The sequence below is a fragment of the Nitrosomonas sp. genome (assembly GCF_019635155.1).
Lineage (GTDB): Bacteria > Pseudomonadota > Gammaproteobacteria > Burkholderiales > Nitrosomonadaceae > Nitrosomonas.
In genome coordinates, this window is the sequence record NZ_JAHBZY010000001.1 from 192,702 (window position 1) to 218,843 (window position 26,142).

Here is a 26,142-nt window from a genome sequence, read left to right on the forward strand (position 1 = left end):
CAATTAATTTTCAGTTTCTGATTGCGAAATCAGATTGTTAACTTTAAGTGCATAGCGGCCGTTCATCGTGCCGTAGCGACAATCCATGACCGGTACTCCGCTGACATGGACGGTAATCATCTTGGGGATTTCCAGCGGAACAATATCCCCGACTTGCATGCTTAGAATTTGTTCGAAGGTAACTTTTGTATGTCCAAGATTTGCAACCAATTCGACTTCCGCGCCTTGTACTTGCTGTGATAGCAGTTTGATCCAGCGTTTATCCACTTCCATATGGTCGCCTTGCAACGCGCTATACAAAATATCGCGAATCGGCTCAACCATGGAATAAGGAATACAAACATGCAAGCCCCCTCCTTTGTTTCCCATATCAATATCGAATGTCACTGAAACGACCACTTCATTCGGTGTGGCGATCGTGGCAAACTGGGGGTTCATTTCGGATCGGATATATTCAAAATTAACGGGATAAACCGCTTTCCAGGATTTCTCGTATTCCTCAAAAACGACGCCCAGCAGGCGTTGAATGATCCGCTGTTCCGTTTGAGTAAAATCTCTTCCTTCAACGCGCGTGTGATATCGGCCATCACCGCCAAACAGGTTGTCTACGATGAGAAATATCAGGTCGGGATCAAAAACGAGTAACGCGGTGCCACGCAATGGTTTCATATGAACCATGTTTAAATTTGTCGGTACAACCAGATTGCGTACAAATTCGCTAAACTTAATCACTTTGACGGGACCAACGGCGATATCCACTGTACGCCGCATGAAATTAAATAAACCGATGCGTAATAATCGTGCAAAGCGCTCATTGATAATTTCATAGGTCGGCATCCGCCCGCGAACGATCCGCTCCTGCGTTCCGATGTTGTAGGGACGAATGCCGCCTTTGTCTTCTTCATCTTGAATTTCATCGCTATCACCCGTTGCACCTTTCAGTAGTGCATCGACTTCTTCTTGCGAGAGGAAATCTTCGGCCATTTGCGGATTATTGAATTACAAAGGAGGTGAACAATACTTCCCGTACATCTTCCTGGAGGTTTTCCGAGTCGAGCGATTGCCTGATTTCATCAGTAATTTGGTCGCTTAGCTGTTGTTTTCCGGCGATGCTTGAAATTTCCGCTGCTTTTTTGCTGGACAGTAACATCAAGATGCGGTTGCGTATTGATGGCATTTGCTTGGCTATTTCTTGCACGACTTCCGTTTCTCTGGCTTTTACAGTCAAGCCAACTTGCAGGTATTGACCGCTCTCTTCCGGTTGAAGATTCACTGTAAAAATCTCAAGATCAACAAATGTGGTAGGTTTCTGCTTGGCTTTCGCTTTTGGTTTTTCTTCTTCGCTTTCTTCATCACCGGCTTGTTGCATGAAATACCAGGCGCCGCCTGCGCCTGCGCCAATTGCGATAATCGCGATCAGAATGATTATTATCAGTCCTTTCTTGTTTTTGCCGCCGTCAGCGGCTGGTGCGGGTGCTGTTGCTGTATTTGATTTCGACATTTGTTTAACTCCAAATTTGACGAAATCAATTATCTTTGACAGCGGTATCAATTGATACCGCAAATAACAATGAAATAATATCGCTATTTTCAGTTACTCGGATCTATGCGAACGCGACAGGAGATCTGCAGATATAACTCTATGAATCAGAACAGAAACGGGAGAAACATAAATGAAACATCATTCAACGCGCTATCCGATCCTGATAGCGCGCGATAGAAATTGAAACAGTTATTGCAATTGGAGTCCACCGAAGATCATGCATAGGTGTTCACAATACCTTGGTGTTTGACCGGGATTGTTAATGTTTCTGTTTGATTCGTGGTTTCTGCCCGAGCATTCGTCATGCTGGCATTGCCCTTATCGGAATGATTGGCGTGTTGCTGCCTGTTTTCTTGTTGGAAAGAATCGGCGCCGACCATGACATTACCCAATTGAATGCCATTATCCGCCATCATTTCCCGTAGTTTCGGCAATGCTTGTTCAATGGCTTCCCGTACTGCTGGATGGGGTGACAGGAATTGCGCGGTTGCTTGATCCTGGGTAATCGTCAACATCACATCAACGGGCCCTAAATGTGCCGGATTCAGATGAATTTCAGCGACTTGCTGTTGTTGCGAAGTCAACCATACCACTTTCTGTGCGAATTCACCTCCCCATTTGGTATGACCGACGGGTTGATTGACTTGAATGTCGCTTGAAGAGGTTGTTGATGTGACCGAGGACATCGCATTACTCAACCCCAGCGATTGTTGTGAATTGGATTCTCCGTGAACTGATAAAAACGAGTCATTGGTATTGGTTGCAATGGCTTCGGTCAGTTCGGAAGTTAACGGTAATAATTTGCCGTCTGAGGCAGAATTTGCCGACCCTATCATTTGCCAGAATTGGTTAGCTTGGGAGTTTAAGTCGTTACCAACCTGGGTTTGCTGTAATAATTGATTAATGGCAGGAAATGCCGGATTCAGTGCGGCTTCAGCGTTTTGAGAAGTCGATGGATTTAATATGGCCGGTAGCTTTGATGTCAGTGCATCCGTTAAAGGGGCCTTCAACGCTGGTTCCGGTAGTGTGTTTAATTGATTGAGCGGTTGATTGGATCTAAAACCCAGTGTTGGATCGCCGCTTAACAAGTTCTGGATAAAGTTGCTCATGTTGTCTGCAGACACAGTCTCGGCTGTTTTGGTGTCGGTAGCTTCAGCCGGCGCCGTCTCTGTTTCGTCGGATTGCTCCTCGGGTTTGGCATTGCTATCGGTATTTGATTTTCCGCGCGAATTGGTTGTTTGTGAAACCTCGCGTTCCAAGATGTTACTGAATTCTTCCGAAACAGGATCGGATATGCCGAGTAAACCGGAATCCGCCGTGGCGGTGGAGTTTTCTGTTGGCGTTTTTATTGAAGGTGCAACAGACATGTTTAACATAAGTTTGTTCTCACAGATTGGGTTAATTTCGGATAAGTTTATGCAATATCCATACCAGTTTCAGCAGATGCCGGTTAAATTATGAGTCGGCCTTGGGAGGATAGGGAGCGTGACGTGTTGAGTTTGAAGCAAACTCGTCCTGCAGTTTTTGATCATTCTTTATTTGCCGCTGAATTTCGGAGAGTTGCTGGCGATGAACCAATGTATCGTAGGACTTTAGCTTGCGTTGATAGGAGAGAAATTCATTGTTTCCTGCGTTCTTTTTGTTTTGCGCGTACAGCACAGCTTGCCGCTGTTCGGTGATGGCGGTATCCAGCTTGTTCATAAAAGCGATGTAATTACGCCACTGAATCTGATCAATGCCTTGTTTGCTGGTGTTTTTGAATTGTGATTGATAACTATCGCGATATTGCACGAGTAGCTGCAATTTTCTTTCCGCTTCTTGCTGCTGATAATTGAGTTTACCGAGTTGCTTGGCCGCGGCATCGGCTTGCTGCTTTGCTAAATCCAGCATGATTCTTAGAGAAGATGGTTTTGGCATCTTGTTTCTGACTACCGGCTGCCATCGGAATCGAACAGCCTCAATAGTTTTGCAAGACCACTGTCGAAGCTTTCTTGTTGCGTCATCGATTGTTGTAAGAATCTTTCAAATGCCGGGTAGAGTCTGATTGCGCGATCCAATTCCGGATCGGAGCCGGCAACGTAGGCACCGACACTGATCAAATCGTGACTGCGTTGATACCTTGAATATAAGGATTTAAATTGACGCGCCATATCTACCTGCTGTTGTGGAACGATGCTGGTCATGATCCGGCTGATTGAGGCTTCGATATCGATCGCCGGGTAATGACCGGCTTCCGCCAGTCTGCGTGATAACACGACATGGCCGTCCAGAATGGCGCGTGCGCTATCGGCAATCGGGTCGTTCTGATCGTCGCCTTCCGTTAATACCGTATAAAAAGCTGTAATAGAACCATTCTGTTGGTGGCCATTGCCGGCGCGCTCAACCAATTGGGGTAATTTGGCAAAAACCGACGGCGGATAGCCTTTGGTAGCGGGCGGCTCGCCGATTGCCAGGGAAATTTCACGTTGTGCCATGGCGTAGCGAGTCAAAGAGTCCATAATCAGCAGTACATGTTTACCGGAATCGCGAAAGTATTCGGCGATTGCGGTCGCGTAGGCTGCGCCTTGCAAGCGCAGCAGCGGTGAAGTATCGGCTGGTGCGGCGACTACGACCGAGCGGGCGAGCCCTTCTTCGCCTAGAATATTTTCGATGAATTCTTTAACCTCGCGTCCCCGTTCCCCGATCAAGCCCACCACTATGACATCGGCAGCGGTATAGCGCGCCATCATTCCAAGCAATACGCTTTTTCCAACACCACTGCCAGCAAACAATCCCATGCGCTGGCCTCGTCCAACGGTCAACAGCGTATTGATCGCCCGCACGCCGACATCAAGCGGCTCACTTACGGGGATTCGTTCTAAAGGATTATAAGGACGACTGTATAAGGGGACGCTGTGTTGCGCATGCGTTGGGCCTAAGCGATCGAGTGGTTCGCCTAAGCCATTCAGTACGCGGCCAAGGAGTTCGGGGCCGACCATAATATGCTTGGCCCGGTCGGCTGCGCGTCTGCGCGGGTGTTGAAAGTTTCCAAGTTGCGGCGGTTCTACAGCAATTTCGGCAGGAACAACTTTGGCGCCGGGCGATAGTCCATAGACATCGCTGGAAGGCATTAAGAATATCCGATCGCCTGCGAATCCAACCACTTCCGCCGATACATGGTGGCCGTTTGTGAGAAAAATTGTGCAACTGCTGCCAACCGCTAACCGGAGTCCGACGGCTTCCATGACCAATCCGGCTACTCGCGTGATTGTTCCGCTTAATAGATAAGGATTCGCGGGGGCAACAAGTTGAGTGCAGTTCTTAAGGAACCCCCCCCATTGTTCATGGCGCGACATATTATTCTTTTCCATCGAACCAATCGCTGTTTTGACCGATGGCTGCAAGCGCTCTTTGCCAGCGTGTTTCGAGGCTTGCGTTGATTTCACTGCCACCGGCTTCGATGCGGCAACCGCCTCTGGCGATTTGCGGATCTTCGCGGATTTGCCAATGATCTTGTTCGATCTGATGACTGAGATGAGCCGTGATCAGGGTTGCATCATCCGGGTGTAAAAAAAGACGTGGATGATCTGCAGCACTAGGTAAACTGCGGATCGCTTCTTGCACGACCGGAATAATCAGATTCGGATTTAACGCGAGTGCTTGTGCCACGACTTTCTTGGCAAGCGCAATCGCCAAATCCAGTAAGTCATTGGCTACGTGTTGATCAATTTCATGAAGATCACACTCCAGTTTCGATAATAGCATTTGGAGTCGTGCGACTTCCGCTTTGACTTCAGTCTCCGCACTTTCCCTGCCTTCCTTATAACCTGCTGTGCGGCCTTCCTGGAAACCAACTGCATAACCTTCTTCTTTGGCGTGCTGGAAAACAGATGCTATTTCCTCTTCGGTAGGCGCGGCAACTTCGGTTTGTTCATCTTCGATGTTATTTTCGATCGTATCATCTGGTTCTTTTTCTGAACACTCAGGCGTTTCCAGAGAATCCATTTCCCAGCGCCGATAGCCGTTTTGCTTTTCCTTGGGGATGAAATCGCTTGTGATCATAGTGCTAAACCTTCAAATCTGCGCATTAATAAGGTGGGTTTTTAGGATGAAAGGGATAGTTTAGTTAGATGAAGCCGTCATCGCCTTTTCCACCGAGTACGATCTGTCCATCGTCAGCCAATTGGCGTACAACCTTAAGGATTTCTTTTTGTTCCGCCTCGACTTCAGAAATTCGAACCGGTCCTTTGCTTTCAAGGTCCTCTCGAAGAGCCTCAGCGGCACGTTGCGACATATTCTTGAAAATTTTCTGACGCAATTCTTCTTGTGCGCCTTTCAGAGCGATAATCAGTGATTCCGACTGAACTTCTCTGAGTAATAACTGGATACCGTGATCGTCAATTTCTATTAAGTTATCGAACACGAACATTTCATCCATTATTTTCTGCGCCAATTCTTCATCATATTGTTTGATATTTTCGATGACACTGGCTTCTTGAGCGGATGGTGCAAAGTTGAGAATCTCGGCTGCCGCTCTTACCCCACCCATCGCTGCTTTACGAATATTTGTACTGCCTGACAGCAATTTTGTTAATACGTCATTGAGTTCACGTAACGCATCGGGTTGAATGCTGTCAAGCGTAGCAACACGTAGTAAAGTGTCGTTACGCAACCGTTCGGTAAAGAGGCTTAATATTTCGCAAGCTTGGTCTCGTTCTAAGTGCACCAAAATAGTCGCGATGATTTGCGGATGTTCATTCTTAATCAATTCAGCCACTGATTGGGCATCCATCCATTTCAACCCTTCAATGCCGCTGGTATCGCCACCTTGCAAAATTCGGTCTATCAAATTGGCCGCTTTTTCGTCGCCTAATGCACTGGTTAGCACCTTGCGTATATAATCCGCCGAATCCTGTCCAAGCGTCGTCCTTCCTTCCGCTTCGTTGCAGAACTCAGAAATGATGGTTTCAATCTCAGTGCGCGTAATATTTTGCAATTTTGACATGGTTTCACCCAGCCGCTGCACTTCCTTGGGTCCTAGCAGCTTAATGACGGATGCTGCTTCTTGTTCTCCCAAGGACATCAGTAAGATCGCGCTTTTTTTAATTCCTTCGTCATCCATTTTTAGCTATCCAGTCCTTGACAACATTCGCCACGATAGCGGGTTCATCCAACGCCAATTGTTTTGCTCGTTTAAGATTTTCCTCAAATATGGATCTTTGTATTGCTTGCTGCATGGATGCTCTATCTATCTGTTCAGGTAATCCTTCTACGGGAGTTCCGTCCGGGCCGAGAGCCACGGTTTTATCGGTTAATTCGGGAACTGGCGGTGGCAGGGGCGCCAGGCTTTTCAAGAATGGTTTGAATATTTTCAGCAAGAAAAATAACACCACGGCTACGATTAACAATTGCTTTCCAATTTCCTTCGCAAACATAATCACATCCGGATCTTTCCAGAGCGGTACTTCCAATACCGGCGCGGTATCGTCGGTAAATAAACTGTTGGTAACCGTCAGCGAGTCTCCTCGTTTCTCGTTATAACCCATGGCTTCTCGAACAAGGTTGTTAATTTCTTTAACTTCTTCCGCACTGAACGGTTCATAAGTTACTTCCATGTTTTCATTGACTTTTTTCCGATAATTGACTACGACAGCCGCTGACAATCGTTTGATGTTGCCGGTTGACTGCTGGGTATGCTGTACGGTTTTGTCGACTTCATAATTAGTAGTCGATTCTTTTTTCTTGTCGGTAGGAATTGCTGATGCTTCCTTATTGGCGCCTTCTCCATCTTCAGCATTTCCGGCTTTTTTTCCTCCTACTTCAATGGGCGCGGTTGCTGGTTCAGGCGGTCGGTTGGATAACGCGCCAGGGATTCCGCCGTCAAATTTTGAACCGGTTGATGTTGATTCATGTGTTTGTTGACTCCGAATCGAAGCGCCGTCCGACTCGGTGTTGTTGGGCCGGTAGGTCTCTTCGGCACGCTCAATTCGAGAAAAATCGATATCCGCAGTTACTTGAGCCCGGACATTGGTTGCGCCCGTGATAGGCTTCAAGATGGTTTCGATCCGGCGGATATAGTTTTCTTCAATTTCTTGGATATATTCCAATTGCTTGGCATCAAACCGGGAATCTTGTTTTTTATCGTTTTGAGTGCTCAATAGATTGCCGTTCTGATCCACGACGGTTACATTCTTTACGGGCAAATTGGGGACGCTGCTTGACATCAAATGCACAATGGCGCTGACTTGTTCGATGCTGAGTACCCTGCCCGGGTGCAAATTGAGCAGTACGGAAACACTGGGTTGCTGCCGCTCTCTTGAAAATACGGAAGGTTTTGCGATGGCTAAGTGCACTCGCGCACTTTGTACGGCGGACAGCGATTGTACCGAACGTGCTAATTCGCCTTCCAATGCCCGCTGATAGTTGACTTGTTCGAGGAATTGACTCGAACCGAACTTCTGATTTTCCATCAATTCAAAACCGGCCAACCCCCCCTTGGGCAATCCTTGGCCTGCCAATTTTAAACGTACTTCATGGACTTGTTTATCGGGAACCAGGATGGCGCCACCGTTTTCAGAAAACTTATACGGGATATTCATTTGTTGCAGTGCGCTGATAATCGCCGCACCGTCTTGATCCTGGATATTTGAATAAAGCACGCGATATTCGGGCGTTTGACTCCACATTAAAGCACCCACGAGCAATGCGATAGCCGCTCCGGCTGATAGAATGACCCCGAGTTTTTTCTGATTCGACAACTGCTTGAAGTGCTCCAGTTTAAATGCTGAAGTAGGTGCTGTCGTGTTGGGGGTTTCACTGGGTACTGTTGCCACTGATGCTCTCCTGCTTTAACGCTCAATCACTTTTCAAAAGTATTCTTAACTGTAAGATTATTAAATTGAGACTCTGAAGCTGAATAGTGTTGTATCAGCCGAATTAAAATGCCATGCCATTAACCGAATTCTCAATCTTGCTATTTCGATGCCGTAAAAAATTCAGTCAAAAGTTTGTCAGTCTCAATAGACTTTCCAGAGCTGATGATTATCGGCAAATTTATTAATTCTGAATGTTTAAAAAGAATAGGTTTGTCCGCCTTATTCGCATCATTACCGGAATAGCCTTCAAGCTAAGCTACTGGTAATTCCTAATAACTGAATTAATATCCCGTGCAGATAAATAAATCTATCAAAATCAAAGATATATCAGAAGATCAAATGCAGTTGCAACGCGCATTTGCTGCTTTTAACGAAGTGTCGGAGCAACTATCAAGCGCATACCAGGAATTACAAGGGCAAGTGACGCAATTAACCCGGGAATTGGCGCTTGCCAATGGAGAATTGCACAAACAACTCGTAGCTAAAGAGAATTTATCGCAACGATTGAGTTTGTTGTTAAATGCTCTGCCGGGTGCGGTTGTCGCATTGAATGCACAGGAATGTATTGAGGAAGTGAATCCTGCAGCTATAAGCCTATTGGGAGAGCCTTTGCTCGGCTTGGAATGGAGTCAGGTCGTTCAAGAGCGCTTAACCGCTACGAGGCTTGCCAATGAGTGGCATATAAAATCGGGGCAAATATCCGAGTTTCGGCGTATTCGCATTGAAAGCAGCGCGATGGATCCGGCTGGCAGAAGAATTTTGCTCATCAATGATATTACCGATGCTTACGCATTGCAGGAACAGTTCAGGCGGAATCAACGCTTGACTGCTATGGGGGAAATGGCGGCAAATCTTGCGCATCAGCTTCGCACGCCACTATCGACAGCCCTGATTTATGCGAATCATTTGGGAAGTGATGTTCTGACTTCCGGTGAGCGGCAGAAATTTGCTGCAAAAACGATTGAGCGCTTACTTCACCTGGAGCATTTAACAAAAGACATGCTCCTCTTTGTAAAAGGCGAGACAAATCAGCTATCAACAGTTGGGATAAACGATCTGATAACCGAGTTGCAACAAGTTATTGAGCCGCAGATGAAGCAAAAGGAAATGCAATTGAATATTTTCAATCATTGCGGATCAGAAAAGATCATGACGGATCGGCCGGCGCTGTTCGGAGCTCTGATGAATCTTCTCGAAAATGCTGTTCAGGCATCTTTAATCGGTGGTGTCATTTCTTTTACCGCTTGCTTGGAAGAGGCCGTCATTATTTTAAGTGTGCATGATGATGGCCCCGGCATTGATTCGTCGCTGCAAGAAAGGTTATTCGAGCCTTTCTTTACTACCCGATCCGAAGGGACCGGGCTTGGTTTGGCTATCGCTAGAAGCGTTATTCAGTCAATGGGCGGTAGCATCCATATTCATTCCACGCCAGAAACGGGAACCGAGTTTGTCGTACGTTTACCCAGAAGCACAGGAGATTAATTTATGAAAACACTGCCTATTCTGGTGGTAGAGGACGATCAGGATTTACAGGAGGCGATTTGCGCTACCCTGAAGCTATCCGGTTATCAGACTTGGGCTGCGTCTAATGGTGTTGACGCAATGAAAATACTGCATGAGCAACCAATGGGAATGGTTGTCAGCGATGTGCAAATGAAACCGATTGATGGGTTTGCGCTATTACAAGAGATTAAAGCGTTTGAACCCGAGTTGCCGGTCTTGCTGATGACGGCATACGGTGATGTTAAACGCGCGGTTGCCGCAATGCAAACAGGTGCTTGCGATTATCTGTTGAAACCGTTCGATCCGGGAATTTTGTTAGCGCATGTCAAGCGATATGCGTTACCGGAGAATGAACAGGATGATAAGGTTGTCGCCAAAGATCCTCGAACACGATCATTGTTGTCACTCGCCAGGCGTGTTGCGCAATCGCCTGCAACGGTGTTGCTGACAGGTGAGAGCGGTTGTGGCAAGGAAGTGATAGCCCGCTTCATTCATATGCACTCACCACGTTCTTCCAAGCCGTTTGTCGCTATCAATTGCGCTGCTATTCCTGAGAATTTACTAGAGGCGACATTATTCGGTTACGAGAAAGGTGCTTTTACCGGTGCAGCGCAAGCGCAACCCGGAAAATTTGAACAAGCGGAGGGCGGCACGTTATTGTTGGATGAGATCTCAGAAATGCCACTGGAGTTACAAGCTAAATTGTTGCGAGTCCTGCAAGAAAGAGAGGTTGAGAGAGTTGGCGGACACAGAACGATTAAATTGGATATCCGGGTGTTGGCCACTTCCAATCGCGATATGCTGGCAATGGTTAAAAGCGGCCGGTTCCGGGAAGATCTCTACTATCGCCTCAATGTGTTTCCAATCGAAATCCCACCGCTACGCGAGCGCCCTTTAGACATCGAATCTTTGGCACTTCGTGCGTTGACTGCATCTTCTTCCAATACAGAACCGTTATACAGAATGACTCGGGCAGCCATTGATAAATTGACACAATATTCCTGGCCGGGTAACGTTCGTGAATTAGAAAATGTGATGCAGCGCGCCGTGATTCTGGCAACAAGCGATACTATCGATGCTGAACATATTCATCTGCCTGTCCTCGTTGGCGAGATAAAAGATCAAGCAAATACTCAACCGGAGACGGATGATATTAAATCGCTTGAACGCAAACATATTTTGGAAACGCTGGCCGCAGTTAATGGTTCCCGGAAATTAGCCGTTAAAAAGCTCGGTATTTCGGAGAGAACATTGCGATACAAATTACAACAGTACCGCATGACAAGTTAACTATAATTTTCCTATAGACAGATAAGCTTGATTTGATAGAATTTTGAAATTATTTGGGATTTTTCTGGTATTTCTAAGATGCGTGCAAGGATAAAACATGGATAGAGCGGGAATTGACAATATATTGCAGCAATTGCAGGCAGCTTCAGAACTGGCTTCCGGGGTTAAAAAGCAACCGAAAAGCGATGAAGTTGCAAGTGTTGATTTTAGCGAGAAGCTAAAGGCAGCCGTCGACCAAGTCAATAAAGCGCAAAGCGGTGCGGACAGGATGACTGAACAATTTGTCAGTGACCAAGCCAATGTCGATTTACATGAAGTGATGATTTCCCTGCAGAAAGCCAATGTATCATTTCAATCAATGGTTCAAGTTCGTAATAAATTAGTGACTGCCTACCAAGAAATAATGAACATGCAGGTCTAGGGAGCGGTGACTGTTTCTGAACGACCTGCTGCAATTTTTTCATTCATCGAGCGCCAATTCTAACGCTAGCCAGCCTTCTTCCAATTCCGCTATTTTTTTCTCAAGTGTCGAGTGAATTGCATTAAGCCGGTCGATCTCTTCCCGGGTGCATTTCGTATAGGTGAGTGGATCACCTAATTGCCGATTTGCTTCGGATAACTCTTGTTGCGCGATTGCTAAAGCCGTTTCAAGTTTCGATTGTTTCGATAACAATGCCTTTCTGTTTGGTTTGATTGCGGTTTGAGATGGTGTCTTCTGCGAAGTGGGTTTTATTTTTACTCCATCTGGAGCGCGACGATTTTCAAGCCAATTTTTATAATCCTCCAGATCACCATCCAATGGCTGTATTTTACCATCCGCTACCAGCCATAATTCATCCGCCACCGCCCGTACCAGGCTACGGTCATGCGACACCAAAACGACCGCACCGGTATAACTTTCTAATGCCAGTGTCAGTGCATCTCGCATATCCAGATCCAGATGATTGGTGGGCTCATCCAGTAACAACAAATGCGGTTTCTGCCAGGCCAGTATAGCCAGTGCCAAACGGCTTTTTTCGCCCCCGGAGAAACTATTGACCGGACGATTTTCGCCATCACCGCCTAGACCAAACCGTCCTAGAAATTTTCGTAAATCCAGTTCGGTCCGCAGCGGGGCGATTTCTTGTAAATGTTGAAGCGGTGTCTTTTTACCGTCCAGGTTTTCCAGCTGATGCTGCGCGAAATAGCCAATTCGAATATTTTCCGCCCGTTCCAGTGAACCGAATGTCGGTATTATTTCCCCGGTTAGTAATTTAATGAATGTCGATTTGCCAGTTCCATTGGGACCCATCAGAGCGATTCGCGAGCCTGCTTGCAATGTTAGATGAACCTGCTGAAATAACGGAAGGCTGTTATAACCGAAGCTGATATTTTTAATGCGCAGCAATACATCAGGACTGCGTTCAGGCGCCTCAATCTCCAGGTCAAAATGACCATCTTGCAAATGAACCGGCGCTAAGCGCACTAAACGTTCCAGGGCTTTGATGCGGCTTTGTGCCTGCTTGGCTTTAGTTGCCTTGGCGCGAAAACGCCGCACGAAATCTTCCATATGCGCAATCTGTTTTTGCTGCAGTTGCCAGGCTTGATTCTGTTGCGTCAGATGTTCAGCGCGAGCACGTTCAAAATCGTCGTAATTGCCGCTATAAGTCTCAATTGAGCGGTTATGAATGCTGGCAATGCGATTGACACAAGTATTAAGAAATTCACGGTCATGAGAGACCACCATCAAGCTACCCGGATAACGCAATAGATATTGTTCCAACCAAAGAATTGCTTCCAGATCCAAGTGATTGGTCGGCTCGTCAAGCAGCAGCAAATCGGCGCGGTGCATCAATGCTCTTGCTAAATTCAAGCGCATTCGCCAGCCGCCTGAGAAATGATTGACTGCTTGTTCCAGGGCTGAATTTTCAAATCCTAATCCGTTCAATAACTGTGCCGCCCTGGATCGTGCCGTGTAACCGCCGATCGCTTCATAACGCTGTTGCGCTTCAAACCAGGCGGTATCATGATGCGCTTGCGCCAATGTGTTCTCAAGCCGCCGCAGCTCGACATCGCCGTCTAATGCAAATTCAATCGCAGGCAGGTCGGAGTTGATGATTTCCTGTTCAACGAAAGCGATCGTTTTACCGGATTGCAAGCATACTTCGCCGCCATCCGGCTTGATGACACCTCGAATTAACCTGAATAATGTGGATTTTCCGCAACCATTCCGCCCGACCAAACCAATCCGCTGATTGGCAAAGATTTGCAGATTACAGTTTTCTAATAATGCAACACCGCCTTGCAAATAGGTTAATGACTGAATGGTTAACATAGCATTCTAGCAATCATAAAGATTCATAAAATCAAAAAATAGTAAGGTTCGTGTGATAAATCGCACGAGGTGCGTAAAATCGTTGTTGCAAGCTTTGTTAACTTCTTTGATACTGTCAAATTCTATGGTGCTATATAAGAGCATCGTATCAATCAAGATTGAAGGATATTGCTTACGGGTTGCTATTAGGGATTTTCCAAAAATAGTAAAGTTATCAATTACAATAAATTAATTGAAAAAAATTCCGCGGCCATTATTTTAATCCATTCGATGGGCAAACTACTAAAAGCCGTATTGCTGGCGCTAATTAGTTTTACGATTGTTATCGTATTAGGACTTTATTTATTTCGTCATACCATCGTTGAAGCGATAATCAGTGATCAACTGAGTCAGCGAGGTTTTCCGCTGCAGTCGATTGAAATTCCTGATGTTTCGTTTAATTCTTTGCAATTGCGGGATGTCACGGCTGGGAAAAATAGCGAATTCCGTCTGAAGCGGCTTCTGGTGACTTGGGATTTTCGAGAACTCTTGGCAGGAAAGCCGGTTTCGGTCGTAATCAGCGGCATGCAAATAACCATCGATTTAAAAGAAGGTGCCTCCAATTTCGCAATGCCACAATCTCCTGCACCTGCCGCTAAATTGAAAGTTTCCATACCTTGGTTGCCGGAATTAAAATTGAGTGATTCCGCGATTTATCTTCAGATGGCGGCGGGAGACATTACGATGGATCTATCCGGCGGTATTGGAGCGATACAATCCGGTCAGCAGGAAATTCAACTGAATGTGGTGACTGCCGCATCGTTTTTGCAGGCAAAGGCCGTGTTTAAAGCATCTTTCGATAATCAGGGAAAGCTCCAAGGACGAGTTCTTGTGCCGGAAGCTTGGCTCGATACCCCTGAAGTCCGAATTGCGAATTTTTCAAGTGACACTTCCTTCACGATTGTTGCATTGCAATTACAGCAAATGCAGACCGATACTAAATTGTCGGGTATCCGGTTATTGCGGCGAACAGAGACGCTCACGTCCGAATTGGTTTTTGAAGAAATGGTTTTGACAGGGGAGGTTCAGGAATCATCCGATTCAATGCTGGGCAATGTGGATTTTAAAATCGCCGATGGTCAGGTATCCGCTGACGCACTGAAACTCGAGCACCTATCAGTCTCCATACCCGCGCGGATCAAGTTCACTCCAACATCCGCGCAAATCGGGTTGCGTGAACAGGGGCAAGTGGCATTGGGAAAAATTCATACTGATTACCCCGTACAAATCGAAAATTTTCAAGGCTTCTCTATCGACCAAGCAGACCTGGACATAGTAAATGATACGCATGGTTTAAAACTCAGGCATGCCATTTCGATCACTCCTGCCAATCTGACATTGCTGGACAAGCGCCCTGAATCATCCGAGCGCAAAGCGCTGATTCATCCCGGCAGAATTTCTCTGATTGGAAAACGGGATGATGATGAAAAATACCGAGGAACGCTGACGGTTAGTGATGCAGCTGTTAACTTACTATCTCAGATTCAAGCGTCGGATATTTCGGTTATTCTGCAGCTAAATGGTCAAAAGGATGACGACATCGCTAATTTTACAATCGGTCAACTGCGTCATTTAGCATCTGAACCGTTGTTTGCTGCAATGTCTTTTTCCGGTGCTATCCGCGATACCGCTGATGAAGAGACGCCCGCTGTATACGCGCTGGAACTCAAAGGGGGCATTCCTGCGCTGGATTATTTAAAACTGACTGGCAGATATACGACCAGTACCGGTAACGGTATGTTGAAATTCGAGATTGCGCCGCTCAGTTTCTCACCGGGTGCTTTGCAGCCCAGTGATCTTTCGCCGCTTCTGGTGCAATTGGAAGATGTGAGCGGGAAGGTCAATGCGCATGCGCAGTTCAGATGGAATAAAGATGGGGTGCGAAGTAGCGGTGCCAAACTTGGCATACATGATTTGTCATTTACTCGTGAAACAATAAAATTAAATGATTTGAATGCGATGCTAAATCTGGATAACTTAATTGCACCGAGCAGTGCACCGCACCAATCAATTACCATTCGTCGGATTGATTCCGGGATTCCGTTGGAAAACTTACTGATTTCTTACCATATCGAAGGCACAACGCCGCCTCGCCTGGAGATAGAAAAAGCGCAATTTTCCATGATTAACGGCGTTGTATCCTTGGTACCGACGGTCATTGACCCTGTTGCAGCGCAGACGGATATCTTGTTTCGTATTGAGGATATTGATCTCGAAACCTTCTTTAACTTGCTAAAAATTGATGGACTGACCGGAAGCGGTCAATTGGATGGTCAAATTCCGATCACGATAAAGGATAATCTACTGACGATAGCAAATGGCCGTCTCACAGCAAGTTCGCCAGGGACTTTACGCTTTAAATCGGAAAAAGCTTCGAAAATGCTGTCTTCCGCCGGTAAGGAAATGAACTTGTTGCTGCAGGCTGTACAAGACTTTCACTATACTGAGCTCGCGCTGAATCTTGATAAGTTGGATTTGCATGATTTGGTGGTTAAACTCTCTTTGTTGGGGAATAATCCCAAGGTCAAGGATGGACAACCGTTCCAGCTCAATATTAAACTGGAAACAAATATTGATAAAATTCTACAAACGATTAACGAAGGGTATCATTTGTCCCATAAAATTTTGCGTGGTTCATTCATACTTCATTAACTTAGAGGGCGCTAAATTGCGGCCATGGAGCAGCAATGCTCATTACCGGCTCCCATCGAACCGAACGCTAGGAGCTATCATAAAAGAGGAGTGCAATCATGCGCAATATTGATCAAGTAACTAAAATAGCGATCGTTAAGACCGGCCTGATTCTTTTCTGTTTGGTAATTACAGCCTGCGCGCCAACAGTTAAAGTGGAATCACCGCAAGAGCCCATCACGATCAATTTGAATATCAAACTGGATGCTGATATCCGAGTCAAGCTTGAAGAAGAAGCCAAGAAAGATATTGCAGCCAATCCCGGTATCTTCTAGCAGTTATCATACAAGGAGACTATTGTGCAGCCTATTGAGAAAACGATTTTGAAAAAAACATTTCCCGGTCTTACGATCGCTTTTTTACTGACCTTCACGCTCTACACTTCATTGGCCAAAGCGGAAAATCTGGAGAGTCTCCGTGCATCAGGCGCTATCGGTGAAAGCTATAATGGCTATGTCATCGCACGGCAACCCCAGGCTCAAGCGGAAGCGGATGCTATCAATGCAAAACGCAGAGCTATTTATCAGGAAAAAGCGACTGCTCAAGGCATCAATGTCGATGAGGTAGCCAGGGTTTATGCTACTGAAATCGTTAAGACTGTTCCGGCAGGAACTTGGATTCAAATCAATGGGCAGTGGAAAAAAAAATAACGCCACTGATATTTAACAAAAAGAACTGAATTTCGCTGGGCCCTCGATATTTATTTAATAAATTTTAACTCTGGAGAGTAATAGCATGACATTTCATATTTTTCACCTGAATGAAGTATATTCCAATGCGGACGGCACCATTCAATTCATCGAGTTCATGGGTGATGCGGATTCTCAGAATTTGTGGGCAGGACATACCATTACATCGTCTAATGGCAGCACTACTAAGACCTACAATATTACGACAGACCTTCCCAGTACTGCGACTCTCAATAAATCAGTGTTGGTTGGAACGCAAGGATTCGCAGACTTAGGGATTGTGACTCCTGACTATATCATTCCGAATGGTTTTCTGTTTTTATCAGGGGGTACTGTCAATTTTCCCGGAATGGATGATGGCAAATTATCTTATGCCAATTTGCCAGTGGATGGCGTCACTTCCTTAAATCCGGACAGTTCGACCGGTATCAATTCACCGAAAAATTTTGCAGGCAGCACCGGCACTGTTCCGAGTAATATCTTTTCTGGAACAGACGGTCCCGATAATCTGATTGGTACATCAGGAGATGATTTCATTGTCGCGGCTGACGGAGCGGATACACTCAATGGTGGCAGCGGAAATGACAAATTAAGCGGTGGTTTGGGGATTGATACCGCTATCTTCAGCAGCAGCCGGGTAAATTATACAATTGTTAGCACCAGTAGCGGTTTTAACGTAACAGGCCCGGACGGCAATGATACGCTTTTTGGAATAGAGCGATTTAGATTTACGGATGAGAAAATAGCCGTGGATCTCAGTGACGGTCAATCAGCCAATAGCACGGTTCGCATCATCGGCGCGGCCTTTGATGCTCCCACGATCTCACAGCATCCGGATTATGTGGGTATCGGACTGAATCTGTTTGACTCCGGTGAAAGTATGCTTGCGGTTTCTCAGCTGGTGGTAGGCGTTATGGGGCTGTCCAATGATGCATTTGTCGATAAAGTGTACCAAAATGTTGTGGGTAGTTTACCTTCTGCTTCCGAGCATGATTTTTATGTCAAGCTATTAGCCGGCAGCGGCGGAACGTTGAGTCAAGCCCAACTGCTCGAGATTGCGGCAAACACCGATATCAACGAAATCAATATTAACCTTACCGGATTGCAACAAACGGGTGTTGAATTCATGTGACAGGATGCGGAATCAGTCTGATGAATTCTTTTACAGGAATTTCTGAAGATAGCGAACACTGAAACCAATAAAGCCTTGGGTAAAGATTCTGCCCAAGGCTATTGCAGGGAAGTTTTGGGAGCATAGATAAAATCATGAAGTATCACTTCCGGCAGTGTTAGCATCTTCACCAAGCAGTTCTTTCTTTATTACAGCGATCCGTGTTTTTCGTACTTTGTGATGGATGGCGGCGGGCAATTCTGCGGGATCGATTGAGCTTTGGCTTAATTCGGTTGCGATTGCACCGGCATCGACTTGCTGTGCCGCGATTAATGCTTTTTTTAAAAGTTCGGCTTGTGTATAAGGTTTCCCGGCATACCCCGGGCGGCCATGAAAATCGCAGGCGCAAGCTCGCAGGAATTCTTCAAATCTAACCGGTTTTCTATAAGCATCAACTCCTTTCAACATATCCGCGATGGTTGCCGGTCGCAGTTCTTCCGCCCGGTGCACATCGCCGTGATAACGAGCAACCAGCAATGCCAGATCGCGAGAATCCTTGGGTACTTTGATGCGTTCGCATAAATTTCTGGTCAATTCGATGCTTCGCGCTTCATGCCCAATGTGACGCGGCCATTGTTCCGGTGGGGTTGTGCCCTTGCCTAAGTCATGCATCAGTGTTGCAAAGCGGATCGGCAGTGAGAAATGCTGTGATGCCGCAAAATCAATTGCCATCATGATATGCACGCCGGTATCAATTTCAGGATGTGCATGTGCCGGTTGCGGTACACCGAATAGTACATCGACTTCCGGCATGATGCGCGCGAGCGCGCCACATTCTCGCAACACATAAAACATGCGCGACGGATGTTGTTCCATCAATCCGCGCGCGAGTTCCTGCCAAACACGCTCCGGTACCAGTGCATCGACTTCGCCGTTATGTACCATATCGTTCATCAATGCCAGTGTTTCCGGCGCAATGTGAAAGCCGAATCGCGCGGCAAAACGCGCTGTCCTGAGAATACGTACCGGGTCTTCGGAGAAAGCCGGGCTGACATGCCGCAATATTCCCGATTCCAGATCGGCGACGCCATTGAACGGATCGATAATATTGCCGGCTTCGTCTTTGGCGATCGAATTGATCGTCAAGTCCCGTCGCGCCAGATCTTCCTGCAATGTGACTTGTGGCGAGGTAAATACTTCGAATCCTTTATAGCCGCGCGATATTTTCCGTTCGGTGCGTGCTAACGCGTACTGCTCATTGGTTTGAGGATGCAGAAAAACCGGGAAATCTTTACCTACCGGGCGATAGCCCAATCGTTCCATGTCTTCGGGCGAGGCGCCCACGACCACGTAATCATGATCTTGAACAGGCAATCCCAGCAGTTCATCACGAACCGAACCACCCACCAGATAAGTTTTCACAATCTTTTCCCAAAGTTAAGAAGGGTGAATCAAACCGGCAGTTATTTTGCCGCCCGCACGACGCCAAGGCGTTGTTTGAGCGTCGGTTCATGGCGATGATCCAAAACTTTGGCGTAATACATCGAGTTTTTCAGAACCTTCTTGACGTAATCGCGCGTTTCGTTGAATGGAATCGTTTCGGCATAAATCGCACCTTCCAGCGGCACAATATTGTCGCGCCAGCGTCTGGCCCGGCCCGGCCCGGCATTGTACGCGGCGGAAGCCAATAGCGGCTGATTATCCAAGGTACTCAGTACATGCTTGAGATAATACGTACCCAAACGCAAATTAGTGTTGATATCCACCACCAGGCTTTGACGGAAATTCGGTATTCCCAATTGTTTGGCAACCCATTCTGCAGTTGCCGGCATCAACTGCATCAAGCCGGCGGCACCGGCATGCGATTTAATGTCAGCGATAAAGCGGCTCTCCTGCCGGATCAAACCGTACACCCAAGCTTCGTCGAGATCATGTTGCTGCAATACCTTCCGAAGCATTTCGCGGTGTGGCGATAAAAACCGCAGACTAAAATCATGCTGTGCAACCGTCCGGTTGGCAGTATTGATCGCGCGATCGTATAAACCCTGACGGCGGGCGACTTCCGCTGCCGCCAGCAATTCGGCGTCGCTGAAATTGCGAGTGGTCCAACTCCATTCGCGCATTGCTTCAGTGCGCAAATTCATGCGCGAAAACGCCAATGCACGCAGAATTCCAGGCTTGCGCTCCATTGCGGTGATTTCGGCACTATTAACGCGGTAGGTTTTGTCGGCGATGGTGAGTATCGTACCCAGCTCTTCCCGCGCCAACTGCCCATAAAAACTATGTTCGGCGCTGAGTGGAATGAATATCGTGTTGGCGTTCAGCGTATGACCTTTCACCAGCAAAGCGCGCGCTTTCCAGTAACGCCAGGTATCCACTTGCTGTTCCGTCATGGACATCCGGTTAATGGTCCTTAAGACCTCATCCCAGTTTCCCACTCGTAACGCCGCCCGTACCTGCCAGCCGAGGATAAGATCCGAAGGGGGATACAATTGCGTAGAGTTTTGTGCTTCGCTAAACCAATCCAAAGCGCGGGGATCGTGCCGCATGGCCGCCCGGTAACCCAGTCGCGACAGGAAATAGGAACGATCGGAAGAGGTCAATTGATTTTTGACTTTCAACCATTGCACATACGTTGGGTTGGTATCGTTGCGTAATAAGCGCAATAACGAAAATAGAACAATTTCACGATCACTGCGGGTCTTGATGGTTTTTAAAGAATCGAGATAGCGCAAGGGATTTTTTGCGGCATTGTTCAAGTCGGCGCTGTTGAGCGTTTCATTGCCGGAAAGATAGCGGTTGATATGCGTGGCAACCCCTGTCTGGCCTTCTTCTAGCGCCAATCGGATGCGTGTCCAAATATCTTCGGCAGTCAGTTGTCCGCCATAGATGAGCGACTGAAATACCGGCGTGCAGCTATCAGGTAAACTGGTGGGTGTTAACCACAACGCACGGATATCCGGTAACACCGAAATATCCCGTCGATCCAACTGGCGTTGATAGTGGTAGCACAGCAGTTCAGTATCCTTGTTGACCAGCAGCGGGTATTCGGTATCAAATAGTGCCCACTGTTGATTCTTACCTAATACTTTGAGCCAATCGCCGCGGAGCCGGTCAGCGACCAAATCGCCGTCGTAACGTAACAGGAAATACCGGATCGTTGCGGTATCGGAGGTGCGCAATAACATCCGCTGCTGGTAATAATCGACATACGGCCACAACACATGGCGTTTCAGTCTTGCGGCAGATTCGTCCAGACGTTTTGTGTTACCGGACTGAAAAGCTTCGCGAGCTATCAGGAAATCGCTATCCTGGCTTGCCGGTAACGATCCGACATAAGTTAAGAGCAGTAATCCAATCAGCAAATTTTTCATAGTATAAAAAGTACCGAACTGCCTGACAGGGCGGAAAAAGACGCTGTTGATATTCTACAATGAAACCGCGCTCTTCCGACGGTGCGGTAAGAGCCCGGTTTCCCGTTTAAATTCTAGAATTGAAGACAAGCTGGGGAAGCTCTGAGAAAAGTAACGAGCGACAGTCAGCCAAAGCGAGATTCAGTGAAGAAGTGCCGTTTACGAAGGGTAAAACGAACATTCTGCGTCTGATCTCAATGGAGTATGACTGAGCATCCTGGTTTCAGGATTCCTTAAATGACGCCTTGTCCGAGCATTGCATCCGCAACTTTGACAAAACCGGCAACGTTTGCGCCGTCGACATAATTGACGCTGCCATCGTCCGTGGTGCCGTATTTTAAGCAAGATTGATGGATGGCTTGCATGATTTCCTTCAATCGCGCATCCACTTCCTCGCGCGTCCAGGAAAGACGCATGGCATTCTGGCTCATTTCCAAGCCGGAAGTAGCGACTCCGCCGGCATTGCTGGCTTTACCCGGTGCGTAGAGTACTTTGTTATGAATAAAGCATTCGACAGCTTCCGCGGTCGACGGCATATTCGCGCCTTCGGCGACGCAAATCACACCGTTTTTGATCAGCGTTCTGGCATCGTCACCGTTCAATTCATTTTGCGTTGCGCAAGGCAACGCGACTTGTACTGGAACATGCCATGGTGTTTTGCCCGGCAGGTAGGTCACATTGACACGTTTTGCGTATTCATCCAGCCGCGCGTACAAATGATTTTTCACTTCCGCCAGTATCGCTAATTTTTCCGGTGTGAAACCTGCTTCATCAACGATCGTGCCGCTGGAGTCCGATACCGTCACCACTTTGGCGCCTTGCGACATGGCTTTTTCCACCGCGAACTGCGCTACATTGCCGGAGCCGGACACGGATACACGCATGCCTTCGAGCGAACGTCCGGCGTGTTGCAACACTTCCTGCGCAAAATAAACGGTGCCATAGCCGGTGGCTTCCGGACGGATCAACGATCCACCAAAACTCAGACCTTTACCGGTAAACACGCAATCTGCGCGATTCGATAATTTTTTCATCATTCCGGCCATAAAACCGACCTCACGTCCACCCACGCCAATATCACCGGCGGGCACGTCGGTATTGGAGCCGATATGGCGGAATAACTCGCTGATAAATGCTTGACAGAAACGCATCACTTCACCGGGGCTTTTACCTTTAGGATCGAAATCGGAGCCGCCCTTGCCGCCGCCCATTGGCAACGTCGTCAGCGCATTTTTGAAAGTCTGTTCGAATGCCAGAAATTTAAGGATCGACAAATTCACCGATGGATGAAAGCGGATACCGCCTTTATAGGGGCCGATCGCAGAACTGTGCTGAATGCGGTAGCCACGATTGACTTTGACCTCGCCATGATCGTCCACCCAGGAAACGCGAAATATGATCACCCGCTCCGGTTCAACCAAGCGATCCAGCAAACCATGCTCGGCATAGCGCGGATGCGCCATGATAAATGGCCACAAGCTTTCAATGACCTCCGTTACCGCCTGCATGTACTCTGGCTGATTCGGATTGCGCTCAGCCACGTAGGCACTGAATTCGTCGAGACTCTTATATTTCATTTTTATTCCCCCGGTAAGTGAAAGGTTATCTGCAAATAGGGCAATTTTGCCAAATAAATTCACCGGGTGCACTGTATTTTTGTCAGAAAAGGGGATTTTTATTGAAATGGCTACCATGTGGCTGCTTCAACTGACAGCAGCACCATCTCCCCGTCTCTATTTCGATGAATTGCACATCATATGACGATTATTATGCAAGGTTATAAGTGGATACTCGTTTTTAATAGCGCAATTTCTCAAACACGTATTTTCGATCTAGAGACAATTATTGTTAGGAAAGCAGTGAGAATTTTAATAACATATGATTAACTGCTTGCGTAGAATATTTTTCATGGATTATGTTGCGTGTTGATGGTGTGATCGAACTAAGATTGGGAATGCCCACAACTAAATTTACATTCAATCGATATTTCTCTACACTAACAACCCATCCCTGAAAGTTGTGCAATTGCTGGTCGGTATAATCATTAGTTAGCCGCAGATTCTTGATCTGGCTTTTTTGATAACACTGAATGACAGGAGGTTGCAATGAGCGAGAACGGTGCCCCCTTTATTCGCCTGGGAGAGGATGCTGACGAAGCACCCCGGCTGAATTACTCGATTCCGGAATCCACCAATCATGTCGGTGTCAGCGTCATTTCCATCGATATTGATGAGAATTTTCTTAACGCTGCCACTCTGAAAGAGCTTCGAGAGAACGTTGAGAAAAAGAAGGTCAAGCGGCCTAAGCCGGTCGGACCGGATTTGCGCATCGATAACTTAACGTTAGTGTCCAAAAGCGATCGCTTGGCGACAGTGAACAATTTCAAAGCGGTTGCCGAAGTTTACGAGCAATATCCTTCAAGTTTCATTTACACCCCCAGCGAAGGTATGCTCGGTTTCTCCGGTGATTTCGACATTATTCAACCGAAACCGCGTCCGCCATCGCGGGTGTTTCCAAAAATTCTGTTTTTCGAGAAGCTGCAGATTTCCACTTTCCTGGGTAACTACGGTGCAGGTCGGGTCATTAAGACTTTTTCCTTGTTTCCCGGTGAAAAGACCAAGATTTCGCTCAAGACTTACCAGAAAACGATTCAGCAGAATGAATCCAAGGTTAATTTCGGTTCGTCGGTGCTTGATTCCGTAACCGAAGAAGCAGCTGTCGACTTCGAAAACAGTATTCAGAGCGAATCGTCGAATAAATACACCGAAACCGAAGCGGATATCCTGAATTCTCAGAAAAACTACAGCAAGAAGGAAGGCAGCGGTAATGCCAAAGTGCTTTGGGGGTTGGTCGAAGCTGGCGGTAGCGGCGGTTCGGAATCTTCGGAAGAAGTCAGCGGGGAATGGGGTACGAGGAGCGCGCGCGAATCTTTTGCCAACACAGTATCGAATGCATTGTTCAAGCACTCCGCCCGGGCCTCGTCAAAGCGGGATGTGGAAATCAATACCAGTCAGGAACAAAGTGTGTCGACAACCTCGGAAAAGGGCTCGGAAAGTACCATTGAGCGGCAGATTGAGAATGTCAACGTCAGCCGCACATTGAATCTTGTTTTCCGCCAGATGGTGCAGGAATATATCTCGGTATTGCATCTGACGGATGTGAAGATCGCGTTATACGACGAATCACCGGGACCCTATCCACAATATGCGATCCACGAGCTCGACAAATTCCTGGATGCGTATTTTATCGACGACCCGGAGACACGAACAAGCATACTCAGCGGTATTATCCGTGAGCTGTATTTTATCTTCGACTACCGCGATACGCCGCAGCAATTCCTGGAGCAAGTGAACCTGGAGTTTCCGGCAACGGTCATTGCCGGGTTGAATATTAACCTGCCCGAAAGTGTATCTTACCTCCGGGTCAACAAATCGCTGAAAACACGGCTGGAAGGGCGCGAATTCATCGAGGTGCCGGGGGTGGTGCTCAAGGAAAACGTCATCACCATGCGCACCGACGGTGTCGTAGTCGATGGATTCCTGGGCCGCGGCGGCGATCCGGAAGCAGGTCTGCTCGATACTTATTCTGCGAGCCTGCAGACCGAAACAATCCGCGAGATGGCGCTTAAGAATTCGTTGCAGCAGGAAGAAATTTCCAGGATTGCGTTGGGGCGTGATGTCGTGGCCAATGGCGACGAACAGCAAGCGGAACGATTCCGCAAGGTTTTCTGCTGTGAACCGGAAGCCGAGAAGGAGAGCGAGCAAGGCGGTCGGGATGACAACGACACTTGAACGCATTTTAAACAAGACGGCTATCCGCTTTGATGCCATCCGCGACCGGGTGACGGATAAAGCGGAAGAGGTGCTTGGCTCAAAAAAACGAGTGCAGACCCGGGAAATCTGGGCGGTGGGGGATTTTCCAAACCCCTGGTCTTCGGAACAAGACGAAATCGACGCGTTGACTGGTGACAAATGGTTTCCAAGTACTAAGGATTTTGCTGCGGCGATCAAGAACAGCGGTGCGAAGGGAAAGAACTATACCATCGTTGATCACTCGGCCAGTTTTATCAATCTGGTATACATGCAACCCAAAGGCAGTATTACCCGGTTAAACTTTGTAACTCACGGGGCCAGCGACAGCATCGGGCTGAAAGGAAGAATCGAAGACGACGGCGTCTATTTCGACGAAGATCTGGAAGAAGGTGTTTTGCAAGGTTTTAAAGACAACGGAATACTGAAGGACGACGGAACGGTTGTTCCCTGGTCAGAAGTTCAAGCCCGCTTCGCCAAAGATGCGGTGATAGTCGTCTACGCCTGCAAGGCGGCTTTGTCCGAGGATTTTCTTCAATTTCTGGCGGATGTTTTTGGTGTGACCGTACAAGGATTTACCACTGAATTACATTACACCTATAGCGGTGAAGCGCTGTCAAACGGCAAGATCGATAGAAAGCAGTTGAAGATCGACGGTCAAACTGACATTAAATCACTCAGTCCAAGCGTAACCAAGAAGCCATCGGCACCGGTTGAATCCACGCCACCCTGAAGCACCACCCGGAATCCGGCAGGTTCCGAGGAAGAATGTCGAACGATCATTGATATCGTTTCTGAATTTCTGCGGTTGCAGCGTATAATTGCGCGGATTATTTCACGGTTGCACAGCAGCAAAAAATGTTGCAGCCGCTGGATGAACGCCTAA

The 26,142-nt window shown here is 47.3% G+C and carries 21 protein-coding genes; 9 read left to right on the top strand and 12 right to left on the bottom strand.

Annotated features, from left to right (window positions below):
* Positions 1-3: 3 nt before the first annotated feature.
* The 8 genes from fliM to fliF form a co-directional block, all read right to left on the bottom strand.
* A complete protein-coding gene (gene fliM, locus KF839_RS00925) occupies positions 4-984 on the bottom strand; it encodes a flagellar motor switch protein FliM (protein ID WP_292915931.1) in 981 nt (326 codons plus the stop codon).
* 7 nt (positions 985-991) lie between these two features.
* Positions 992-1,501 (bottom strand): flagellar basal body-associated protein FliL, encoded by a 510-nt coding sequence (gene fliL / locus KF839_RS00930; RefSeq protein WP_292915932.1) that lies wholly within the window; start codon positions 1,499-1,501, stop codon positions 992-994.
* A gap of 257 nt (positions 1,502-1,758) precedes the next feature.
* The gene (locus KF839_RS00935) at positions 1,759-2,910 is read right to left on the bottom strand and encodes a flagellar hook-length control protein FliK (protein WP_292915933.1); all 1,152 of its coding nucleotides are present in this window, start codon (positions 2,908-2,910) and stop codon (positions 1,759-1,761) included.
* A gap of 88 nt (positions 2,911-2,998) precedes the next feature.
* Positions 2,999-3,460, bottom strand: coding sequence for a flagellar export protein FliJ (gene fliJ / locus KF839_RS00940; RefSeq protein WP_292915934.1), 462 nt, complete (start codon positions 3,458-3,460; stop codon positions 2,999-3,001).
* Between the two features lie 11 nt (positions 3,461-3,471).
* Positions 3,472-4,878: a flagellar protein export ATPase FliI gene (gene fliI / locus KF839_RS00945; RefSeq protein WP_292916071.1), complete on the bottom strand. Its 1,407-nt coding sequence runs from the start codon at positions 4,876-4,878 to the stop codon at positions 3,472-3,474.
* A gap of 1 nt (position 4,879) precedes the next feature.
* A complete protein-coding gene (locus KF839_RS00950) occupies positions 4,880-5,584 on the bottom strand; it encodes a flagellar assembly protein FliH (RefSeq protein WP_292915935.1) in 705 nt (234 codons plus the stop codon).
* A gap of 64 nt (positions 5,585-5,648) precedes the next feature.
* Entirely contained in the window at positions 5,649-6,644 is a 996-nt protein-coding gene (gene fliG / locus KF839_RS00955; protein ID WP_292915936.1) for a flagellar motor switch protein FliG, read from the bottom strand.
* Positions 6,637-8,355 (bottom strand): flagellar basal-body MS-ring/collar protein FliF, encoded by a 1,719-nt coding sequence (gene fliF, locus KF839_RS00960; protein WP_292915937.1) that lies wholly within the window; start codon positions 8,353-8,355, stop codon positions 6,637-6,639. Before fliF ends, fliG begins: the two co-directional genes overlap by 8 nt.
* Positions 8,356-8,736: 381 nt before the next feature.
* Between fliF and KF839_RS00965 the strand changes: the two genes are divergently transcribed.
* The 3 genes from KF839_RS00965 (at position 8,737) to fliE (ending at position 11,611) form a co-directional block, all read left to right on the top strand.
* Positions 8,737-9,879 (top strand): sensor histidine kinase, encoded by a 1,143-nt coding sequence (locus KF839_RS00965; RefSeq protein ID WP_292915938.1) that lies wholly within the window; start codon positions 8,737-8,739, stop codon positions 9,877-9,879.
* 3 nt (positions 9,880-9,882) lie between these two features.
* Complete coding sequence (locus KF839_RS00970; protein WP_292915939.1) at positions 9,883-11,190, top strand: sigma-54-dependent transcriptional regulator; 1,308 nt, start codon at positions 9,883-9,885, stop codon at positions 11,188-11,190.
* A 97-nt stretch (positions 11,191-11,287) separates the two neighbouring features.
* Positions 11,288-11,611, top strand: coding sequence for a flagellar hook-basal body complex protein FliE (gene fliE / locus KF839_RS00975; RefSeq protein WP_292915940.1), 324 nt, complete (start codon positions 11,288-11,290; stop codon positions 11,609-11,611).
* Between the two features lie 39 nt (positions 11,612-11,650).
* On the opposite strand, the gene KF839_RS00980 is transcribed toward fliE, so the two are convergent.
* Complete coding sequence (locus KF839_RS00980; protein ID WP_292915941.1) at positions 11,651-13,504, bottom strand: ABC-F family ATP-binding cassette domain-containing protein; 1,854 nt, start codon at positions 13,502-13,504, stop codon at positions 11,651-11,653.
* Positions 13,505-13,774: 270 nt separating this feature from the next.
* On the opposite strand from KF839_RS00980, the gene KF839_RS00985 reads away from it, so the two are divergent.
* The 4 genes from KF839_RS00985 to KF839_RS01000 all read left to right on the top strand — a co-directional run bounded on the left by KF839_RS00985 (position 13,775) and on the right by KF839_RS01000 (position 18,055).
* Positions 13,775-16,195 carry an intermembrane phospholipid transport YdbH family protein gene (locus KF839_RS00985; RefSeq protein ID WP_292915942.1) on the top strand — a complete coding sequence of 807 codons (2,421 nt, stop codon included), beginning with the start codon at positions 13,775-13,777 and terminating at the stop codon, positions 16,193-16,195.
* 98 nt (positions 16,196-16,293) lie between these two features.
* Entirely contained in the window at positions 16,294-16,509 is a 216-nt protein-coding gene (locus KF839_RS00990; RefSeq protein ID WP_292915943.1) for a YnbE family lipoprotein, read from the top strand.
* Between the two features lie 24 nt (positions 16,510-16,533).
* Positions 16,534-16,884, top strand: coding sequence for a YdbL family probable chaperone protein (locus KF839_RS00995; protein WP_292915944.1), 351 nt, complete (start codon positions 16,534-16,536; stop codon positions 16,882-16,884).
* Positions 16,885-16,969: 85 nt separating this feature from the next.
* Positions 16,970-18,055, top strand: coding sequence for a calcium-binding protein (locus KF839_RS01000; RefSeq protein WP_292915945.1), 1,086 nt, complete (start codon positions 16,970-16,972; stop codon positions 18,053-18,055).
* A gap of 132 nt (positions 18,056-18,187) precedes the next feature.
* Here KF839_RS01000 and KF839_RS01005 read toward each other — a convergent pair whose 3' ends face one another.
* The 3 genes from KF839_RS01005 to gdhA all read right to left on the bottom strand — a co-directional run bounded on the left by KF839_RS01005 (position 18,188) and on the right by gdhA (position 23,024).
* On the bottom strand, positions 18,188-19,456 hold the full coding sequence (locus KF839_RS01005) for a multifunctional CCA addition/repair protein (protein ID WP_292915946.1): 1,269 nt from the start codon (positions 19,454-19,456) through the stop codon (positions 18,188-18,190).
* Positions 19,457-19,497: 41 nt separating this feature from the next.
* The gene (locus KF839_RS01010; protein ID WP_292915947.1) at positions 19,498-21,408 is read right to left on the bottom strand and encodes a lytic transglycosylase domain-containing protein; all 1,911 of its coding nucleotides are present in this window, start codon (positions 21,406-21,408) and stop codon (positions 19,498-19,500) included.
* Between the two features lie 272 nt (positions 21,409-21,680).
* Positions 21,681-23,024: an NADP-specific glutamate dehydrogenase gene (gene gdhA, locus KF839_RS01015; protein WP_292915948.1), complete on the bottom strand. Its 1,344-nt coding sequence runs from the start codon at positions 23,022-23,024 to the stop codon at positions 21,681-21,683.
* A gap of 528 nt (positions 23,025-23,552) precedes the next feature.
* On the opposite strand from gdhA, the gene KF839_RS01020 reads away from it, so the two are divergent.
* Both KF839_RS01020 and KF839_RS01025 read left to right on the top strand, forming a co-directional pair.
* Complete coding sequence (locus KF839_RS01020) at positions 23,553-25,238, top strand: hypothetical protein (protein ID WP_292915949.1); 1,686 nt, start codon at positions 23,553-23,555, stop codon at positions 25,236-25,238.
* A complete protein-coding gene (locus KF839_RS01025; protein WP_292915950.1) occupies positions 25,222-25,989 on the top strand; it encodes a hypothetical protein in 768 nt (255 codons plus the stop codon). Before KF839_RS01020 ends, KF839_RS01025 begins: the two co-directional genes overlap by 17 nt.
* Positions 25,990-26,142 lie beyond the last annotated feature (153 nt).

Coding starts and splice junctions, on each gene's coding strand:
- KF839_RS00935 (WP_292915933.1), bottom strand. CDS start 2,910: ATGTCTGTTGCACCTTCAATAAAAACGCCAACAGAAAACTCCACCGCC.
- KF839_RS00990 (WP_292915943.1), top strand. CDS start 16,294: ATGCGCAATATTGATCAAGTAACTAAAATAGCGATCGTTAAGACCGGC.
- KF839_RS01020 (WP_292915949.1), top strand. CDS start 23,553: ATGAGCGAGAACGGTGCCCCCTTTATTCGCCTGGGAGAGGATGCTGAC.
- KF839_RS00980 (WP_292915941.1), bottom strand. CDS start 13,504: ATGTTAACCATTCAGTCATTAACCTATTTGCAAGGCGGTGTTGCATTA.
- KF839_RS00970 (WP_292915939.1), top strand. CDS start 9,883: ATGAAAACACTGCCTATTCTGGTGGTAGAGGACGATCAGGATTTACAG.
- fliM (WP_292915931.1), bottom strand. CDS start 984: ATGGCCGAAGATTTCCTCTCGCAAGAAGAAGTCGATGCACTACTGAAA.
- KF839_RS01000 (WP_292915945.1), top strand. CDS start 16,970: ATGACATTTCATATTTTTCACCTGAATGAAGTATATTCCAATGCGGAC.
- fliG (WP_292915936.1), bottom strand. CDS start 6,644: ATGGATGACGAAGGAATTAAAAAAAGCGCGATCTTACTGATGTCCTTG.
- KF839_RS00965 (WP_292915938.1), top strand. CDS start 8,737: ATGCAGTTGCAACGCGCATTTGCTGCTTTTAACGAAGTGTCGGAGCAA.
- KF839_RS00950 (WP_292915935.1), bottom strand. CDS start 5,584: ATGATCACAAGCGATTTCATCCCCAAGGAAAAGCAAAACGGCTATCGG.
- fliJ (WP_292915934.1), bottom strand. CDS start 3,460: ATGCCAAAACCATCTTCTCTAAGAATCATGCTGGATTTAGCAAAGCAG.
- KF839_RS01010 (WP_292915947.1), bottom strand. CDS start 21,408: ATGAAAAATTTGCTGATTGGATTACTGCTCTTAACTTATGTCGGATCG.
- KF839_RS00985 (WP_292915942.1), top strand. CDS start 13,775: ATGGGCAAACTACTAAAAGCCGTATTGCTGGCGCTAATTAGTTTTACG.
- gdhA (WP_292915948.1), bottom strand. CDS start 23,024: ATGAAATATAAGAGTCTCGACGAATTCAGTGCCTACGTGGCTGAGCGC.
- fliL (WP_292915932.1), bottom strand. CDS start 1,501: ATGTCGAAATCAAATACAGCAACAGCACCCGCACCAGCCGCTGACGGC.
- KF839_RS01025 (WP_292915950.1), top strand. CDS start 25,222: ATGACAACGACACTTGAACGCATTTTAAACAAGACGGCTATCCGCTTT.
- fliE (WP_292915940.1), top strand. CDS start 11,288: ATGGATAGAGCGGGAATTGACAATATATTGCAGCAATTGCAGGCAGCT.
- fliI (WP_292916071.1), bottom strand. CDS start 4,878: ATGTCGCGCCATGAACAATGGGGGGGGTTCCTTAAGAACTGCACTCAA.